Origin of the sequence: Amycolatopsis thailandensis, assembly GCF_002234405.1 — a bacterium.
GTDB lineage: Bacteria > Actinomycetota > Actinomycetes > Mycobacteriales > Pseudonocardiaceae > Amycolatopsis > Amycolatopsis thailandensis.
Genome location: NZ_NMQT01000164.1, coordinates 1 through 17,807, shown reverse-complemented (window position 1 = coordinate 17,807; position 17,807 = coordinate 1). Strand labels below are relative to the sequence as shown.

Genomic DNA, 17,807 nt, shown 5'->3' with positions numbered 1-17,807 from the left:
GAAGGCCGCCGCCTCAGGGATCAGTTCTTCGGTTTGGGACAGTTCTTCCAGGAGAAGTGGTAGGTGGTCTTGATCGAGCCGTCTGTCGAGTCCATCGTGACGAAACTGGTGGTCTTCTTCGGATCGGAAGTGCCGACCGCGGCCCGCAATTCCGTGTTGATGTTGAAGTTGCGGTCCTCACCGCAGGGCTTGTAGACGATGGCGCCGACCTCGATGTCGTCGGTGAACTGCCAGTTGTCTTCGAACGGGCCCTTGAGGTTGTGGGCCACGTAGGACGTCGGGGAATTGCCCTGGAAGTAGTAGTTCGCTCGTTCGACTCCGGTCGCTCCCGCGGCCAGGGACGCGAATCCGCGGTAATCGGTGCCCGCGATGCCGTAGGTGAATCCCTGCGGCACGTGGACATAGAGGTTGAGCTGACAATTCTTGCGCAGATCGGTCGGTTTCGCGCCGATTCCGACCTGGGCGGTGTATTCGCTGTAGGTGACGGTGAACGCGGTGTTGTCCGGCGATACGGAAACAGCCGCGGTACCGGGTCTGCATCCGGTTCCATTGACCGTCACCACGTCGATGACGATCTTGTCGGCCGGCAACGGGGGTGGCACCCAACCGCTCGGAGTGACGACCGAAGAGAAAAGCGTTACGGCAGCAACCAGCACGTTGAGCATGGGATCCTTCCCAAAGCTTCCACACGGCGGGGATCCGGGCAGGATTCGATGTCAGCGAGACGATCTTTTCCCGGCCCCCGACGATCGGGCGAAAATGGATTCGGTCACCGGACTCAGAGGTGACCGCGGAAACAGGGTCGTCGAGAAGACTCGCCGCCGCCGGGCAGGGCGACGACGAGCCGCAAAGTTCCTCGTACAGGGCGGCCAAGGCCCTGACCAGGCATGGGTGGGAGACGGCCTTCTTCCGGGCCGGGAAGCAGGCCGTCACCCTGGGGACGATTTCAGACGCCCGGGCAGACCTTCCAGGAGAAGTGATAGGTGGTCTTGAACGCGCCGTCGGTCGAATCCATCGTGATGAAACTGGTGGTCTTCTTCGGATCCGATGAACCCGCGCCGACCCGCAGTTCCGTGTTCACGTTGAGATTCCGGTCCTCGCCGCACGGCTTGTAGATGATGACGCCGCCTTCGGCCTCGTCACGGAATTGCCAGTTGTCCGAGATCGGCCCGTTGACAGGGTGACTCACCTGCGCTGTCGGCGAATTGCCCTGGAAGTAGTAATTCGCCCGCTGCAGCGCCTTGGCGCCCGATTCGAGATAGGCGAATCCTCGGTAATCCGCGCTGGCGATACCGTAGGTGAATCCCTGCGGCACGTGGATGTTGAGGTTGAGCTGGCAGTTCTTCCTGAAGTCGGTGGGCTTCGAGCCGACGCCGACCTGGGCGGTGTATTCGCTGTAGGTCACGGTGAAGGAAGTGTTGTCCCTGGCGACGGCGACCGCGGACGAACCCGGCGGACAGCCGGAACCGTTGACCGTGACCACGTCGATGACAACGCGGTCGGGCGGCGGTCCCGGGGGCGGCGCCAAGCTATTCGGTGTTATTATCGATGAGAAAAGTGATACGGCGGCAACCACTGCATTGAGCATGGGGTCCTTCCCAAAACTTCCACACGGGGGGCGGGGAACTGGGCGGACTCATGTTAGCGAAACGATCTCCACGATGCCGCCCGCCGATCGGACGAAACCGTCCCGGCAATCGGGTTCATGAAATTATATTATGGTCTGTAACCGTTTTCCGGGCTCAACGGAAACGCCGCCGAACCCGGAAAACACCATTCGGTTCGCACGATATGGAAATTGTCTTCGCGGTTCGCGCGTTGACGATTCCGGGAAGACAGGCCGGTTCAGGCGGAGACCAGGCTCACGGCATCGCCGAGCGCCGCCACCGCCTCGGGCCGCCACGGGCCCGCGGTGATCACCACCACGTGGTCCAGTCCCCAGGACGCGAGCTCGGCACACCGGCGGGCGAAGTCCTCTGAGGACTCCCCCGGCGCCAGCCTGGTCGCGATGGTCTTCTCGATCTCCACGACCGGCCGTCCGACGTCGGCGCAGTGCCGGGCGAGGACGTCCAGGTGCCCGCGGACGGTCTTGCCGCCATCGGGGACGTCGAAAAGATTGCACGCGTCGGCGTACTCGGCGACCAGCCGCAGGGTCCGCTTCGGCCCGGTGCCGCCGATGAGCACACGCGGACGCCGCACCGGCGGCGGGTTGTTCACCGGCCGTTCCAGCCGGTAGTGCCGCCCGGTGAAGGCAGAGGTGTCGCCGTCCCACATCCGGCGCGCGATCAGGAGGGTTTCCTCCAGCCGCTCGAACCGTTCGGCGACCGGCGGCAGCGACAGTCCCATCGCGCGCGCCTCGTCTTCCTGGTAGCCGGCACCGATCCCCAGCCAGGCGCGGCCGCCGGAAAGCACGTCGAGCGTGGTGACGGCCTTCACCAGGAGGGCGGGCGCGCGGAAGGTGGCGGCGCTGACCATCGTGCCGAGCCTGATCCGGGACGTCGCCGAGGCGAGGAAACCCAGGGTCGTGTACGCCTCCAGCATTTCGGCGTCCGGGGCGCTGCCCGGCGCGACCTGCAGAAGATGGTCGGCCACCCACAGGGTGTCGAGGCCGGTCGCGTCGGCGACCCGGGCGATCTCGGTGAGGTTGTCGACCAGTCCGGCCTGTCCGCCGGGCCAGGAGAAGTCGGTGACGCTGACGCTGATTCTCACGGGTACACATCCTTGTTTCGCGAGGCGGAGCAAGTTGAGGACGCCCGGCCCTCCCCGACGTCCCCCGGTTCGTTCGATGCCATAAACGTTAGATATCAAACGATTCGATGTCAAACCCTTAGATTGATGCACTATGCTGGGCGGCGTGCAGAAACCGACCACGGCCCCCATCGGCGTCGTCCTCGCCAAGACCGCGAAGACCGTCGGGCGCGCCTTTGACCAGGCCCTGGCCGCCGAGGGCGGCTCGCAGCCCGTGTGGCAGATCCTGATCACGCTCAAGACCCGGCGCGTGGCCAACCAACGGGAACTCGCGGCCGCCGTCGGCATCCAGGGCGCCACACTGACCCACCACCTGAACGCCATGGAGAGCGGCGGCCTGATCACCCGGCGACGCGACCCGGACAACCGGCGGGTTCATGTAGTCGAACTCACCGACGAGGGTGAAACGGTCTTCCACCGGCTGGCGAAAGCGGCGATCGCACACGACAAACGCATCCGCGCCGGATTCAGCGAGGAAGAGATCACCACACTGGCGGGACTCCTGTCCCGGCTCGCCGCGAACGTGGCCGCGGACGGCATCGATCAAGAAAACAGTGACTGGACGCACCCGAACGGCGACTCGGGACAGGACTAGCATCGCGGTACAAAGTCGATGTCGCCTCAAGCTGGAGAACCGCAATGACCCAAGCCCCTGTCAACGTCACCGTCACCGGTGCGGCCGGCCAGATCGGCTACGCGCTGCTCTTCCGCATCGCGTCCGGTCAGCTGCTCGGCCCGGACACCCCGGTGAAGCTGCGGCTCCTGGAGATCCCGCAGGCGGTCAAGGCGGCTGAGGGCACCGCGATGGAACTCGAAGACGGCGCGTTCCCGCTGCTGTCGGGCATCGACATCTTCGACGACCCGAAGCAGGCCTTCGAGGGCGCGAACGTCGCCCTGCTGGTCGGCGCCCGCCCCCGTGCCAAGGGCATGGAGCGCGGCGACCTGCTCGAGGCCAACGGTGGCATCTTCAAGCCGCAGGGTGAGGCCATCAACGCCGGCGCGGCGAGCGACATCAAGGTCCTCGTGGTCGGCAACCCGGCCAACACCAACGCCCTCATCGCGCAGGCGCACGCGCCCGACGTCCCGGCCGACCGCTTCACCGCGATGACCCGCCTCGACCACAACCGCGCCCTCGCGCAGCTGTCGAAGAAGCTGGGCGTACCGGTGACCGAGCTGAAGAAGGTCGCGATCTGGGGCAACCACTCCGCGACCCAGTACCCGTCGATCGCGCACGCCGAGGTGTCCGGCAAGCCCGCGACCGAGGTCCTCACCGACCAGCAGTGGCTGGCCGACGACTTCATCCCGACCGTCGCCAAGCGCGGCGCGGCGATCATCGAAGCCCGCGGCCTGTCCTCCGCCGCGTCGGCCGCCTCCGCGGCGATCGACCACGTGTACACCTGGGTCAACGGCACCCCCGAGGGTGACTGGACCTCGGCGGCGGTCGTGTCGGACGGCTCCTACGGTGTCCCGGAAGGCCTGATCTCCTCGTTCCCGGTCACCGCCGCGAACGGCGAGTACAAGATCGTCCAGGGCCTGGAGATCGACGACTTCTCCCGCGCCCGCATCGACGCCTCGGTCAACGAGCTGGCCGAAGAGCGCGACGCGGTGAAGAAGCTCGGCCTCATCTGAGCCTGAACCCGCTTCACGAAGGCGGCCGTGTCCCCCGGGACACGGCCGCCTTTTCGCTGCCGATGATCGTGTCGAGGTTCGCGCGAGTGGTCTCCAGCTCACCGATCGCCTCGTCGATCCGGTTCCGCTGCTGCCGCAACGCGTCGACCAGCTCCGGGCACTCAGGCGTCAGCCAGCCGTCCTCGTCGACGATGCAGGGCAGGATCTCCAGGATCTGCGCCGTGTTCAGCCCCGCCCCGAGAAGGATCCGGATCCGCCGCACCGCCGCCACATCGGCGTCGCCGTACACGCGATAACCGCTCGGCCGCCGCCGCGGGGTCAGCAGACCTTGCTCCTCGTAGTACCGCAGCGAGCGCTCGCTGACACCGGTCCGCCGCGCGAGTTCCCCGATCCGCATCAGCACCCCCGGACTTGACTCTGACGTCAATGTCAAGGTTTAGCTTAGCCGCCATGACCACCGTGACCGTCCTCGGACTCGGCCCCATGGGACACGCCCTCGCCACCGCGTTCGCCGCCGCCGACCACCCCACCACCGTCTGGAATCGCACTCCTGGCAAGGAAAACGGCCTCACCGCCACCGTCGCCACCACAGCGGCCGACGCGATCACCGCCAGCCCGCTCGTGATCGTCTGCGTTCGGGATTACGCCGTCGCACAGTCGATCCTCGACGCCGATGCGCTCAAGGGCCGCACCCTGGTGAACCTCAGCGGCGGCTCACCACGACAAGCCCGCGCGATGGCGCACTGGGCCACCGAGCACGGCATCGACTACCTCGACGGCGTCGTCATGGCCACTACCGACGCCATCGGCGGCCCGGACGCGGCCCTGTTCTTCAGCGGACCCGCCGACGTCTACGAAAAACACCGGTCCACCCTCGCCGCGCTCGGCCGGAACACCCGGTACGTCGGGGACTCCCCCGGTCAGGCAGCCGCTTTCGACGCCTCCTTGCAGGACATGCTCTGGACCTCGATGAGCGGCGTGGTGCACATGTTCGCCCTGGCCAAAGCGGAGAACATCGAGGCCGCCGACATCGCCGGACACGCCAAAGCACTGCTCGGGTTCTTCCCGGACATGATCGACCTGCTCGCCGGCCAGATCGACTCGGACCGCTATCCCGGCGACCACGGCGACCTCGACTCCACCGCGGCCACCATGGACCACATCCTCGACGCGATCCGCGCACAAGACCTCGACAACGGCGTCCTGTCCTCCGCCCGCGCCGAGGTGCAACGAGCCCTCGACGCCGGACACGGGAAAGACGGCTTCGGCAGGCTCGCCGCCCTCTAGGAACGGAACTGCTGTGCCGTGGGCCCGTACTGGCCCATCTTCCGGACTATCGACGTCCTCTCCACCGAGATCAACCTGATCGGCAACCTCGGGGTAGGTGTGACGGGGGAGGATTCCGGACGTTGAACGACCGGAAACTTCCCCGCTCGGCTGTCGGCGAGGGCGTCTTGACCGAGGTTGATCAAGCCCAGTCGCCGGAGCACTGGTGACGATGTAGGAATCGGGACGTTGAACGTCCTAATTCCTACATCGTCGGCTCCCGGCGCTCGCTGAATCGGCACTTTCGGACCGGTACCTGCTGACCCTCCACGCTCGGATCAAGCAACCACCCGGCTTGCCGGAGGATCCCAGAACCCGAATCGCCACTCGCGGCCATCTGGACCGACCTGGCGGAGGAGGTGTCGGGATCGCGCTATTCCGGCGGGCCAGGGGATGCAGAGGACTCACTGCGCCGTGTCGCGAAAGCCACCTTCAGGACATCAGACGTCCTGAAAGTGGCTTTCGCGACGCTCGATACCGCCGGGACCGCCGGACCGGAGTGGTCGTGATGCGAAAGCCACGTTCACAACCTTCAACGTTGCGAAAGTGGCTTTCACAACCCGCGCCGCACTGATCAAAGCCCTACCGGCCACGTCCAGCGGCAAACGACGTAACGGACCCAGATACCGGCCCACCAGAACCCGAATCGCCACGCTCGACCACCTTGAGGACACAATGGACCCGTGCACCTCGACGCGCTCCTCACCGGCCAACCCTCGGACGTCCTCACCCGGACACTCGAACTCTCCCGAGCCGAGCGAAAAGCCCTCGCCCCCGAACTCCTGGCCGCGTTCAAGGACAGCAGCGAGTTCGTCGAGATCGAACCCAACACCTACGGCGCCCGAAACCCCCGCAAGGGCCAGCAAGCCGCGACCGCGCTCTGGGCCGTCCTCCCCGCCGGCGACCCCCTGCTCCGCAGACTCTGGATCGCCTCACCCACGATCCTCGAACGCGTCCTGCAAGACCGGCCCCTCGCCGAACGCAAGACCATCGCCCTCCGCATGATCGGCCATCAGACCGCCTGGGAAGCGATCCGCCGCATGACCCTCGACGGCGACCTCGAACCCATCCGCACCCCGGACTACTACTCGGGCTGGTTCCGCTGGGCCGGACGCTTCGGCGGAAAACCCCTCGCCGAACGGCTCCGCACCGAACCCGAAGCACTCACCGAACTCTGGGAACTCCTCGAACTCGAAGGCAACGGCGACGCCAGCTTCGCCGCCTTCGACAAGTACGTCCGCGACGAAGACAAGTGGTCCACCGCGCTACTCGAACTGACCACGACCGGCGACGTCGACCGCACCAGGCTGCTCGACCTCACCCTCGACGTCCTCGCCCGCGACTTCGCCGCCTTCCGCGCCCAGTGGTACGCGGCCCTCCACGAAACGCTCGCCCCCACACCGGACGAGCGCGCCGCCGCCCAAACCCGCTACGCCCGGCTCTGCGGCAGCGGCCTCCCCCGCACCGTCTCCTTCGCCGTCAAAGCACTGTCCCTAGTGGACAAACAAGGCAACCTCGACGACGAAATCGCCCTCCAGCACCTCCCCGCCGCCGCAGCCGGACGCGGCGCCGCCACCGCCAAACTCGCCCTCAAACTCACCACCCGCATCGCCGACCGGCGTCCCGAACTCACCGACCTCGCCAACGAAGTCTTCGAAGCGGCACTCACCCACGAAGCCTCCGACGTCCGCGCCCTGGCCACCGCTCGACTCGGTGTCACCCCGGACGCACCGGCCGCCATCGCCGCCGCCGAATACCCGGAACCCGTGCGACCGCCGTGGGCACAGCGCACGATGCTGACCATCCCGCTCGACATCCCGGACACCCCGGCAGCCGTCGCCGAAGCCCTGTCCTCCCTTCTCTCCGACCCCGATCAAGCAGACCTCCTACTGGCCGCCCTTGACGGCGCACACCGCGTCGCCGACGAACTCAAGGACGCCCTCAAACCACTGGTCAAACGCGCCACCAAGATCACGGGCGAGAAGTACCCCGCGGCCGTCCCCCACCTGATCGCCACCCTCGTCCTCGGCCTCAGCGGCCGCGACATCGCCCGCCCACCGCAGGTCGACGGCTGGCGACGCCCGCTCCACCACCGGGTCACCGCACTGCTGGACGGCAACGCCCGCCCGGTCTCCGCGGCCACCCACCAGGGCGGCTGGCTCGACCCGGTCGTTTTCGTCACCCGCATGCTCGAACACCCCGAAGCGCCCGAGGACGACGTCGTCGACGCACTGCTCCGGCTCGCCCCGGACACCCGACCCGAAGCTCTCACCCTCGCCGCGAAACTCACCGGCCCGCACGCCGACACCATCCGCTACGCCCTCGGCGGACCGGCCATCGACGACACCGGCTGGACCGCACTCGCCGCCGCCCGCGCCCGCCACCCGGAATCCGCCGATCCCGCCGCCGCGCTCCACGGGAACCCCGGACCACCGATCACCTGGACAGCGAAAGTCGGCCCCAGCGACTACGGCGTCACCTCGCTGGACGTCGAACAACAGCCCAAGGCCGTCGCGCCGAAGAACCCCTGGCTCGGAATCCGTTTCGACGAAACGGATCACCAGTGGCTCGGCTTCACCGAATGCCACGAAGCCGTCTCCTCGCCCTACGACCGCGACCACCTCGAAGCAGCCGTCGCCGGAAATCTGTTCTACAACGACTACGAAGTCGGCTATCCCGTGGAGAAGGCCGCACTACCGCCGTTTCTGGACAGCCCCTCCATCCCCGGCCACCCCGGGACGATGCTCATCGCCACCACACTCGTGCTGAAGCGACCCACCTCGGCACAGCTTGGCACGGACGCCGCGCTGACATTGCTGGACCGGCGAATGCTCGGGCCCAGCGCGCTCGGCGAAGCGCTGGGAGTATTCGGCCCTCACCTCGTTCCGACAAGGCTGACCTCCCGGCTTTCGGTCATCGCGAACGAACACCCGATCGCCATCTTGTCCACAGTGGACACCTTGCTGCCGAAGCTGGAACCCTCGCACCGCGGCATCTTCGCCCTGCTCGAACTCGCCGCCGATCTGGTGGACCGAGGAGCGGGCACGATCAGCGCCGAAACGAAGGACTGGCTGACGGGCTTCAAGGGCAGTTCGAAAGCGGCGAAGGCGGCGTCACGCCTCGGTCACTGACATCCTGGCCGCCAACACGTGGGAACACGGCCCTCGACTCTCCTGATGCTTGGCCCACCAGGCACAGGTACAACCCACCGGGGACAACCGCACGCGCTGCACCGACCCGGAACGTGTGATCTCGTAGCCTCCGTCGGGCAACAAACGGACGGCGCCGGCCGCTACGAGCTCGCGCGCTTTCGCGAGCCTGCCGTTCGCCGGAGCACTTCCACTCGGCAGCTCCCGTGGGAACCAGGTGCCGTCGACGACGTCGTGACCGGCACGACCTGCTACGAGTTCAGGCGCGTCGAGACCGGCGGCCAAGGCGTTCAGCCAACCGCCTTCACCCGAGAATCCACGGGAGGCCTCCGGGGACAGCGTCACGACGACCCGCGCCCGCTCCAACTGGAGCACCCAGCTCGCGACCTCACTGTCTGGTCGTGTGTAGACGGACAATCCTTGGGTGAATCGGATCAGCGGCTCGACCACCCGCAGCCGGTGCAGCCCGGACGCCGGGATCGAGTCCGGGCCGGGCCGCGAAGTCAACCGGAGTCCGCTCCCCGACGGCACGGCCCACGACCTGCCGACGGCGGTGGGCAGCCTGCGCAGAAAAGCCCGCGTTTCGAGCTTGCCCAGCTCCGCCGTCTTGACCGCGTTCGCGGTGACAGCGGCGACCTCGGCGAAGCCCGCCACCCAGCGATCCGGCAGCGGCACCCGCGACTCGTCGTTATGACCGTCGAGCGTGCTCAGCTGGATTCCCTCGCCACGAACGGTCAGGTGCAACGGGTCCCGCGCCACGACCCCGGCCAGGACCGTCCGCGTCGCTTCGGACAGATCCACGTTCGTGCAGCCCTCGCCGTCACTACCCGTCTCCAGGAGATCGAGCCTCGCGTAAACCCCGCAGCACGGCGAGAAGGACTCGGCCCGCAGCGTCGTGCGGTCCGCCGTGAACACCGGATCGGACTCGGCGATAAGGCGGTTCACCATCGACGGCGGCATCCAGAATCGCGTGCGCGCGACCTTTCCCAGCACGAGAAGTGCCTGAGCCGCCTGTGCTCCTGGTTCGAGGAAGCCCTCGAAAAGCACAGGTGTCTCGACGTTCTCTTCCGCCGGTTCGAGCAGGATCTCGGTGATCACCGGGCAACCCTAGCCAGGGTCCCTGACATTCTTTGCGGATTTTATTCTTCAAGGTCAGGAAGGTGATCTTGCTGGTTGCCATGCCGTATAGGGCGTTATACATTTTTGACTTGGGACAACTGGAACCTTGTCGACGGCAGGTCTCGACCGATGACTTCGAGACCTGCCGCCGCCCTCCCCCACCCGGAGGTTCGACGTGTCCGGCGTCCTCCCTCCCCTGGGGTCGGCTATCTGGCCGATCCCCAAGTGGCGCCCACGTCGGGGGCAGGGTCCTGATACTCCGAAACCAAGCCAGGGTGAGTGAACGTCACTCCCCCGTTGAACGAGGCGCGCTCTTCCTGCCTGCAGATTCGCCCAGCGGCGTAGCCGACTCCCAACCCCAGCGGCAGCAAAGCGAGTTCGGCGATTTGGATCCAGTTGGCGAACATCGGTCTCCCCACTCTTCGACCCGGCTGGTACCACTTGATGCTATTCGCTAACTATGCGCGCCCGAAGCGGCTATTCGTGTACTATTCGCGCTCTAGTGCTGGGCCGGAGTATGATCACGCACCGAGCCGCAGCCCCGCCCCCCTGCGAAAGAAGCCCATGCCCACGTCGTCGCCCCACCCCAGCTCCGATCGCGCACGGCTGGCCGCGAAACTCCGTGAGATCCGCGCCGCCACCGGGCAATCCGGCAACCAATTCGCCAAGACCTTGGGTTGGCCCCAATCGCGAGTGTCCAAAATAGAGACCGCGACCCAGTTCCCGACCGGCGACGACATCACGAGCTGGCTCACCGCGGCTGACGCCGTCGACGAAGAGGACGCGGTCGCCGACTTGCTCAAGCGCGCCCGGGTGGAGTCGGTGTCTTTCCGACAGGAGTTCGGAAAGACCGGCGGAGCGGCCGCCAAGCAGCGATCGGTCCGCGAACGGGAGCGAAAAGCCTCTCGCGTCGCAATCTTCCAGCCCGCACTGGTTCCCGGACTGGTGCAGACACCGGACTTCATGCGGAAGCTGCTCGCGCTCCCCTCCGGCCCGGCACGGACGGGCGGCGCCACTGACATCGAGCAAATGGTGGCCGTCCGGATCGACCGGCAGACGCTGTTGCACGATCCGCGTAAACCCATGCCGCTGGTGATCGGCGAAGCCGCCTTGTGGACCCGGATCGGCGACCTCGAAACCCAGCTCGGTCAGCTCGACCGGCTGCACACGCTCGCCGGCCTGCGCACCGTCGACCTGCGGATCGTGCCCTTCGACAGCGTCATACCGGTCGCTCCGTTGCACGGCTTCAGCATCTACGACGACCTGGTCGTAGTGGAACTGTTCGCCGGCGAGCACCTGATCAGGGATCCGGAAGAGGTCGCCTTGTACGAGCACATGTTCGGCCTCTTGCAGGCCGAGGCCGTATCCGGCGCCGCGGCGGCCCGGCTGATCCAGGACGTGGCGCGACAGCTGACGTCCGGCTCCTGACCTCGATCAGACGGCGGCCCGGCACGTCCGGCATTCCGCGTGCGGCTCTTCCAGGCTCGTGACGAAGCTGTGGTCCATCGTGGCGAGACTGAAGCCGTACTGACAGTTCAGCGCGAGCTTCGGCGCGTTGGTGATCAGGCACATCACGGCGTGCGCCACCAGATTGCCCGCGACACCCGCGGTCACGGCGTTGGCGGCGTGTGCCGGAATGCTCGCGGCGGGCCGCCACGTCGCCAGCGGCGGCCGCGCGGCGTCGCGATCCTGCTCGGTGAGGCGGGCACACTCGTAGCAAGGCCCGGCCCCGGGCCGATAGATCCCAAGGTTGACCTGCGGGCCGTGATATCCCCCGTAAACCCAAGGCGTACCCGTCGACGCGCACGCCTGGTTCGTCCAGGTCCGGATCTCCGGCGGGCGATCGGCGGTCATGATCAAGACGTCGCAGTCGGCGGCCAGTCTTCGCAGCGACGCCACTCCCCTGATCCGGGTCGACTCTCCGGTGACCTCGACGTCCGAGTTGGCCGCTCGCAACCTGGCCACCGCCGCGTCCACCTTCGGCAGACCCAGATGCTGCTCGGTGTACAGGATCTGGCGGCCGAGGTTCGAAAGTTCGACCAGGTCCGGCTCGACGCAGTGCAGCCGTCCCACCCCCGACATGACGAGGCTCAGGGCGGCCGTGCAGCCGACGCCGCCCACGCCGACCAGCACCACCCGCGCCTGAGCCAACAGCACCTGGAAATCCCAGCTCGAAGTTCTTCGCGTCAGATCGATCCACCGGTAGAGCGACCGGCTTCGCGAGTGACGCTCGAGTTGTCGCGCGGTCAGCGCGACCACGGCAGGCTCATCGGCGTCCTCGACATACCCGAGCTCGGCCAGCGTCTCGATGGCCGCGGCGACCTCGTCGGGACAAGAGTCCGGGAATCGATCAGCCAGGTCGGCGCCGACCTGGCTCACCGTTCGCGTTCCGTCGAGAAGGTCCAGTAACGCCCACACCGCACCGTCGGAGTCCCTCAACTCCGCGGCGATGCCGAACACCTCACCGCCGATCCGGATCCAGCCGTCGCCGAATCGGACCGGACGATGCTCATTCTTGATTCGTGGACGCACGCCGAACCCCTCCCAAGGTCAACCGTTGTCTGAGCTGTAGACGTGGCGAATCGCGTCGTCGCGCTCCACCATCACGATCTCGATCATCACCGGTCACCCCCTTTCCCCCGACCACGCCGAGAAACGAGCCTGACGCGCCGACCCGCCTACCGGCGGAAGAATCTCTACATTGTAGAGTGCCCCGTTGTGGACGCCTCAAATGTAGAGCGATACATTGGAGACGTCTACGTGCTTCTGTGGGGCCAAGCGGGTGATCCTGGGGTCACTCTCAGCAACAAGACTATGAGGAGGTGGTGACTTCGTGGGCACACTGACCCCCACCGCCATCAAGCGCTGGATCGCGCTCGAGATGAAGCGCCTCCGGGAAGCGGCGGGCTACGACCGGGCCACCGCGGCCGAGCGCATCGGCAAGGCGACGACGGTCATCGCACATATCGAAACCTCGCGAAATCTGCCGGCACCCGCCGATCTCGAAATTCTGCTCAAATTTTATGGAGTACCCGAAAAGGTACCGCGTTTCCTCGATCTGATCAAGCGCGCGAAACGCGGCCGCGACTGGTGGATAAACTTCGACTACGGGGTTTTCGACTGGTTCAACCTGTATCTCGGCCTGGAAACCGGTGCCGCCCGTATCAGCATCGTGGACCTGGTCGGATTACATGGCTTGTTCCAGACTCGCGACTATGCTCTCGCCCTCATGCGAGAAGGTCGCCGCTGGGACAACCAAGCCGAACTCGAAACCATGGTGGACCTGCGGATGGCGCGGCAAGGGATACTTGATCGACCTGGGGACGCGCCGCAGATATGGTCGATAGTGGACGAGGGCGTCCTTCGCCGTCAGGTGGGCGGCCCAGCGGTGATGAGCGCCCAACTGCGACACCTGATGGATTTGTCCGAACGATCGAACATCGACATCCAGGTGCTTCCTTTCACCGCCGGTGCCCATGGCGCCTCGGATGGCACGTTCATTATCATTGACTATCCCGCCGAATTCAGTGGCGATCCCGGAACTGTGTACGTCGAAAATCGGCGCGAAGGCCTGTACTACGAAGACAAAGAGGACCTGCGCCGATTCCGCAACACGTTCGAGCGTCTTCAAGCGCAAGCGGATCACCCCGGGCGAACACGGAACTTCCTACAGAACTTGGCAAGGGAACTCAATGAACACTGATACCACCCGTCCCACCCTGCTCGGCCTTTCAGGCTGGTGGAAGTCGAGCTACAGCGCCGGCGCAGGCGGCTGCGTCGAGGTCAACGACTCCGTAACCGGCTACGTGGGAGTCCGGGACTCGAAGCTCGGCGACAACAGCCCGGTCCTCGTTTTCGAACCACACGAGATCCGAGCCTTCGTGCTCGGCGCGAAGAACGGCGAATTCGACCATCTGCTCGCCTGATGTGCGAGTGGTCCGTTCCGGCCACCCGGAACGGACCACCGCCGGAAGTGCGAGTTCAGGCCTGGGCCTGACGCCGGCGGTAGGCGCGTTGCCGACAAGCCCGTGAGCAGTAGTCCCGAGGCCTGCCCCGCCCTCCCCCGTCCAGAGGTTTGCCACAGATGGCACACTCTCCCCCGCTACTTTCGTCACGCATTACCTCACTCCCCTGGCCTTCGACGAGCATCTGCACTCCGTCGAGAGTGCGACTCAGCCCGAATTCGAAGGGATCGAGCGGCGCGTCCATTCCCCCGCTCTTCCACAGCGCTTCCAAGGCCGGATAGCGGTCGAGGCGCTCGAACAGGGACTCTCGTTCGCTCCACCAGCGCTCATGGGACACGCCCGTGCGCCGCTGCAGTTCCGCGACCTCCCCCGCCTGACGTGCGGCCGACTCGACAAATCCGCCCACCAGGTTCACCACCGCGATCACCTGAGACGGCGCCAGGCCACTTCGCGAAGCCACGTCCAGCGCGTGGTCGTAGCTGGCCATGATGTTCGGACCAGGAAGACGACGGGTTCCAGCACTGTGGACCAGCCACGGGTGCCGTCGGTGCAACTCCCACGCCCGTCGCGCCCAGCGTTCGAGGCCCGCCCGCCAGCCGAGCTCCGCCGAAGGCTCCACCGGGAACTCGCCATACACGGCGTCGCGCATGAGTTCCACCAGTTCCGCCTTGCCGGGAACGTACCGGTACAGCGACATGGTGGTGGTGCCGAACCGCTCCGCGACCTTGCGCATCGACAAGGCGGCGAGCCCGTCGGCATCCGCGACTTCGATCGCCGCGGCGACGACGCGGCCGAGGCTCAACCCGGGCCGATCCGGCTCGGGCGCTCCCCAGAGCAGCTCGATCGCACGCTCCGGATCCGGCTGCGAGTCGTCTTCCGTCACCAGCACTCCCTTGACGCTCGTCACTCACCCGTGTTTAGGTGATAAACAGCAGTATATCCCATAAACCTCACCCAGGAGCGCTTCAGCATGCCCGAAAACAGGTTCTTCGTGTCCCCCGACGGCCGGGATGACTGGCCCGGAACCGCCGACCGGCCGTTCGCGACCCCGCACGCGGCGCAAGAAGCCGTCCGCGCCGTCACCGCCGGGATGACCGGCGACATCGTCGTCACCTTCGCCGCCGGCGTCCACCACCTCGCGCGACCTTTTGTTTTCGACGACGCGAAGGGCGATTCCGGCATGAACGGCTTCCGCGTGATCCATCAAGCGCAGGGCTACGGAACACCGGAGCAGGCGAAGGTCGAACTGAGCGGCGGCCGTGAGATCACCGACTGGTCCGTGGACGGCGACGGCGTCTGGTCCGCACCGATCGGCGACCTGGCACCACGACGGCTCACCGTTGACGGCCACCCCGCGACACGGGCTGCCCGCAGCACTGGGCTACCCGGAACCGTGACGAAAACAGCGACTGGTTACGTCACGGACAGCACAGAGCCCCAGTCGTGGCCGGACCCGTCCGGCCTGGAGTTCGTGTACCCCGGCGTCTATCCGTGGTCCGAAGCCCGGATCGCGGTCGCGTCGATCTCCGGCGACGCGTCCTCGACCACCATCACGATGGCCCAGCCCGCCTTCGACCACGCCGGCTCCCTCTACGACTCGAAGTGGTACGGCGCCGGCGGCGACGGGACCTGGGACGGCCTCGCCGCCCCTTCCATACTCGAGAACAGCGTGGCCTTCCTGACCGAGCCGGGCACTTTCGCCGTCAGTCGCACCGAAGCGGGCGACCACGTCCTGCGCTACCGCCCGCGCACCGGCGAGGAGATCGGCAAGACCACCGTCGTCGCCCCCGTGCTCGAAACGCTCATCAGCGGTCAGGGCGTGCACGACCTCGTCTTCCGCGGCTTCACTTTCGCCGACGCAGCCTGGACTGGCCCCACTCGCACCGGCGGCTATCTGCACTACCACGGCAACGCCCGCCACGAACGTGGCGAATTCCAGAAGATCGACCTCGGCGCGGACGTCGGGTACGTCCACGTTCCGGCAGAGCCCGTCCAGTTGCCCGCCAACGTCGGCTTCACCTCGGCCAGCCGGGTCACGGTGGAGGGCAACCACTTCACCCGCCTCGGCGCGGGAGGCCTGCTGGTCGAGGGCGGCACCGACGTCGAGGTCCGGGAATGCGTCTTCGACGAGATCTCCGGCAGCGGGATCGCCGTGCACGCGGGCACCCGGGTCTCCCTTGAGGACAACCTCGTCCACCACATCGGCACCGAGTATCGCGGCTCGTCCGCCGTCCTCGTGGTCGAATCCGAAGAGACCATCGTGGCCCACAACGAGATCCGCGACGTCCCGCACAACGGCATCGTGATCACCGGAGGCGAACGGGCCAAGGGCACCCAGGTGCTCTCGAACCTCGTCGAACGCAGTATGGGGAAGCTGATGGACGGCGGCGGGATCTACCTCTCGGCACCGCAGGGTTCGTCGTTCGCCGGCGGGGCGATGGTCCGCGGCAACGTGATCCGCGACGTCCTCACCTCGTACAACTTCGGCCTTTACACCGACTACGGCGCCGCGTGGATCACCGTCCTCGGCAACATCGTCCACGGCGCCGACACACCGATCGTGCTCCAGGTGGGTCCTCCGATGGAGAACGTCGCCTTCGTGGGCAACCTCTGGGATGCCCTCCCCGACGGCTACGACGATCCGCCCGAGACAGTGACCGTGGCCGCGAACACCGTGCTCCCCAAGGAGAGCTTCGCCGAAGCGGTCCGGGCCGATCCGACGGGTGCCGACATCCTCGCGCGGGCGGGACGTCGCCGTCTGGAACGATGATCATCGCTCTCGCCACGATCTCCGAGGAGACCACCTGCCATGCCGACCCAGTCCACGGAAGCGCCCGGGACCCGCCGACGGCTCGCGCGGATCGCGACCGAGGTGCTCGCGCCCTGGGTCTGGGTGCTCGGCCTTCCGCTGATCGTCGCCTGGAAAGTCACCGGGTACCACCTCGGCGAGACCCTGCTCTGGGGTCTCATCGTCGGTGTCACCGGCTCGCTGATCCCGATGGCGGTCATCGTGCGCGGCGCCAAGAAAGGCAAGTGGGACAGCCACCACGTCACCGATCGAGCGGGCAGGCTCGTTCCGTTCGCGGTCTGCATCGGCTCGCTGGCCGCCGGATTCGTCCTGCTCGTCATCGGAAACGCCCCGCACGAGATGATCGCGCTCGCGGCCGCCGAACTGGTCTGCCTGGTCGCCGCGCTCGCGATCACCTTCGGGTGGAAGTTCAAGATCTCGATGCACGCGATGGTGGCGGCAGGCGCGGCCGTGATGCTGATCCGCGTCTATGGCCCATGGCTGGCGCTGATCTTCCTCGGCGTCGGCTGGGTCTGCTGGTCGCGCGTCGAACTCGGCGACCACACCAGGGCCGAGGTCACCGCGGGAACGGCTGCCGGTGTCGTCCTCGGCGGTGGTGTTTACCTGGCTCTCGAAATGATCTTGGCCTGACCGACGCCGTATAGGTCGTTATACATTTCTCCCGAGTCGCCGGATGCCTTCGGCGAGTTCGGCGAGGTCGGCCGTGGCGGCGAAGCCCAGTCGCAGGAACGGTCCGGCCGGCTCGGCGGCGAAGAAGCGCTCCCCTGCCCCGACGACGACTCCTCGCTCTCTGGCGGCACGGGCGAGCGCGTTCGCGTCACTCCCCTCCGGCAGCCGCACCCAAAGGTGCAACCCTCCCGAGGGAAGGCGCGCGACGGTCCACTCAGGACACTCCCTCGCCAGCTCCGCCGCCGCTTTGACACACCGTTCCCGCAGTTCGGCGCCCAGTTTCCGCACGTGACGTTCCCAGGACGGCGCAGTGAGCAGTTCGAGGGCCGCTTCCTGCAACGGCCGGGAGACGAAGAAGTCGTCGACCCGCCGGATCGCCTTCATCCGGCCGAG

16 protein-coding genes and 1 pseudogene are annotated in these 17,807 nt (G+C 66.7%); 9 read left to right on the top strand and 8 right to left on the bottom strand.

Features of this window, described 5'->3' with window-relative positions:
• Nucleotides 1–20: 20 nt before the first annotated feature.
• The 3 genes from CFP71_RS38360 to CFP71_RS38350 form a co-directional block, all read right to left on the bottom strand.
• Nucleotides 21–665: a DUF4360 domain-containing protein gene (locus CFP71_RS38360; RefSeq protein WP_093938797.1), complete on the bottom strand. Its 645-nt coding sequence runs from the start codon at nt 663–665 to the stop codon at nt 21–23.
• Between the two features lie 281 nt (nt 666–946).
• A complete protein-coding gene (locus tag CFP71_RS38355; RefSeq protein WP_167406424.1) occupies nt 947–1,588 on the bottom strand; it encodes a DUF4360 domain-containing protein in 642 nt (213 codons plus the stop codon).
• Between the two features lie 257 nt (nt 1,589–1,845).
• Nucleotides 1,846–2,709 carry an LLM class F420-dependent oxidoreductase gene (locus CFP71_RS38350; protein ID WP_093938795.1) on the bottom strand — a complete coding sequence of 288 codons (864 nt, stop codon included), beginning with the start codon at nt 2,707–2,709 and terminating at the stop codon, nt 1,846–1,848.
• A gap of 145 nt (nt 2,710–2,854) precedes the next feature.
• On the opposite strand from CFP71_RS38350, the gene CFP71_RS38345 reads away from it, so the two are divergent.
• Entirely contained in the window at nt 2,855–3,343 is a 489-nt protein-coding gene (locus CFP71_RS38345; protein ID WP_093938805.1) for a MarR family winged helix-turn-helix transcriptional regulator, read from the top strand.
• Nucleotides 3,344–3,387: 44 nt separating this feature from the next.
• Complete coding sequence (locus CFP71_RS38340) at nt 3,388–4,377, top strand: malate dehydrogenase (RefSeq protein ID WP_093938794.1); 990 nt, start codon at nt 3,388–3,390, stop codon at nt 4,375–4,377.
• A gap of 13 nt (nt 4,378–4,390) precedes the next feature.
• On the opposite strand, the gene CFP71_RS38335 is transcribed toward CFP71_RS38340, so the two are convergent.
• Nucleotides 4,391–4,774 (bottom strand): MerR family transcriptional regulator, encoded by a 384-nt coding sequence (locus CFP71_RS38335; protein WP_093938804.1) that lies wholly within the window; start codon nt 4,772–4,774, stop codon nt 4,391–4,393.
• Between the two features lie 53 nt (nt 4,775–4,827).
• Between CFP71_RS38335 and CFP71_RS38330 the strand changes: the two genes are divergently transcribed.
• Both CFP71_RS38330 and CFP71_RS38325 read left to right on the top strand, forming a co-directional pair.
• Nucleotides 4,828–5,664 carry an NAD(P)-dependent oxidoreductase gene (locus tag CFP71_RS38330; protein WP_093938793.1) on the top strand — a complete coding sequence of 279 codons (837 nt, stop codon included), beginning with the start codon at nt 4,828–4,830 and terminating at the stop codon, nt 5,662–5,664.
• A gap of 722 nt (nt 5,665–6,386) precedes the next feature.
• Nucleotides 6,387–8,834: a DUF6493 family protein gene (locus CFP71_RS38325; RefSeq protein WP_093938792.1), complete on the top strand. Its 2,448-nt coding sequence runs from the start codon at nt 6,387–6,389 to the stop codon at nt 8,832–8,834.
• On the opposite strand, the gene CFP71_RS38320 is transcribed toward CFP71_RS38325, so the two are convergent.
• Complete coding sequence (locus CFP71_RS38320) at nt 8,817–9,950, bottom strand: SWIM zinc finger family protein (RefSeq protein ID WP_093938791.1); 1,134 nt, start codon at nt 9,948–9,950, stop codon at nt 8,817–8,819. The genes CFP71_RS38325 and CFP71_RS38320 overlap by 18 nt on opposite strands.
• 585 nt (nt 9,951–10,535) lie before the next feature.
• Between CFP71_RS38320 and CFP71_RS38310 the strand changes: the two genes are divergently transcribed.
• Complete coding sequence (locus tag CFP71_RS38310; RefSeq protein WP_093938789.1) at nt 10,536–11,399, top strand: helix-turn-helix domain-containing protein; 864 nt, start codon at nt 10,536–10,538, stop codon at nt 11,397–11,399.
• 6 nt (nt 11,400–11,405) lie between these two features.
• Here the strand turns inward: CFP71_RS38310 and CFP71_RS38305 are convergent, their stop codons facing one another.
• Nucleotides 11,406–12,503, bottom strand: a complete 1,098-nt coding sequence (locus tag CFP71_RS38305; protein ID WP_093938788.1) for a ThiF family adenylyltransferase — start codon at nt 12,501–12,503, stop codon at nt 11,406–11,408.
• A 301-nt stretch (nt 12,504–12,804) separates the two neighbouring features.
• Between CFP71_RS38305 and CFP71_RS38300 the strand changes: the two genes are divergently transcribed.
• Together CFP71_RS38300 and CFP71_RS38295 are read left to right on the top strand one after the other, a co-directional pair.
• Nucleotides 12,805–13,674, top strand: coding sequence for a helix-turn-helix domain-containing protein (locus CFP71_RS38300; protein WP_093938787.1), 870 nt, complete (start codon nt 12,805–12,807; stop codon nt 13,672–13,674).
• On the top strand, nt 13,664–13,897 hold the full coding sequence (locus CFP71_RS38295; protein ID WP_093938786.1) for a DUF397 domain-containing protein: 234 nt from the start codon (nt 13,664–13,666) through the stop codon (nt 13,895–13,897). The genes CFP71_RS38300 and CFP71_RS38295 overlap by 11 nt, the downstream gene beginning before the upstream one ends.
• Before the next feature lie 55 nt (nt 13,898–13,952).
• Here the strand turns inward: CFP71_RS38295 and CFP71_RS38290 are convergent, their stop codons facing one another.
• Nucleotides 13,953–14,843 (bottom strand): TetR/AcrR family transcriptional regulator, encoded by an 891-nt coding sequence (locus tag CFP71_RS38290; protein ID WP_244199989.1) that lies wholly within the window; start codon nt 14,841–14,843, stop codon nt 13,953–13,955.
• A gap of 63 nt (nt 14,844–14,906) precedes the next feature.
• Here CFP71_RS38290 and CFP71_RS38285 point away from each other — a divergent pair, with 63 nt between their 5' ends.
• The gene (locus CFP71_RS38285; RefSeq protein ID WP_093938785.1) at nt 14,907–16,706 is read left to right on the top strand and encodes a right-handed parallel beta-helix repeat-containing protein; all 1,800 of its coding nucleotides are present in this window, start codon (nt 14,907–14,909) and stop codon (nt 16,704–16,706) included.
• A 39-nt stretch (nt 16,707–16,745) separates the two neighbouring features.
• Entirely contained in the window at nt 16,746–17,375 is a 630-nt protein-coding gene (locus CFP71_RS38280) for a phosphatase PAP2 family protein (protein WP_093938784.1), read from the top strand.
• An 18-nt stretch (nt 17,376–17,393) separates the two neighbouring features.
• On the opposite strand, the pseudogene CFP71_RS38275 reads toward CFP71_RS38280, so the two are convergent.
• Nucleotides 17,394–17,807: pseudogene (locus tag CFP71_RS38275) on the bottom strand (PLP-dependent aminotransferase family protein); the annotation flags it as partial.

Bases quoted from the DNA above. Each gene is read 5' to 3' on its own strand.
- CFP71_RS38340 (WP_093938794.1), top strand. From the start codon at position 3,388: ATGACCCAAGCCCCTGTCAACGTCACCGTCACCGGTGCGGCCGGCCAG.
- CFP71_RS38355 (WP_167406424.1), bottom strand. From the start codon at position 1,588: ATGCTCAATGCAGTGGTTGCCGCCGTATCACTTTTCTCATCGATAATA.
- CFP71_RS38310 (WP_093938789.1), top strand. From the start codon at position 10,536: ATGCCCACGTCGTCGCCCCACCCCAGCTCCGATCGCGCACGGCTGGCC.
- CFP71_RS38360 (WP_093938797.1), bottom strand. From the start codon at position 665: ATGCTCAACGTGCTGGTTGCTGCCGTAACGCTTTTCTCTTCGGTCGTC.
- CFP71_RS38295 (WP_093938786.1), top strand. From the start codon at position 13,664: ATGAACACTGATACCACCCGTCCCACCCTGCTCGGCCTTTCAGGCTGG.
- CFP71_RS38285 (WP_093938785.1), top strand. From the start codon at position 14,907: ATGCCCGAAAACAGGTTCTTCGTGTCCCCCGACGGCCGGGATGACTGG.
- CFP71_RS38330 (WP_093938793.1), top strand. From the start codon at position 4,828: ATGACCACCGTGACCGTCCTCGGACTCGGCCCCATGGGACACGCCCTC.
- CFP71_RS38280 (WP_093938784.1), top strand. From the start codon at position 16,746: ATGCCGACCCAGTCCACGGAAGCGCCCGGGACCCGCCGACGGCTCGCG.
- CFP71_RS38335 (WP_093938804.1), bottom strand. From the start codon at position 4,774: ATGCGGATCGGGGAACTCGCGCGGCGGACCGGTGTCAGCGAGCGCTCG.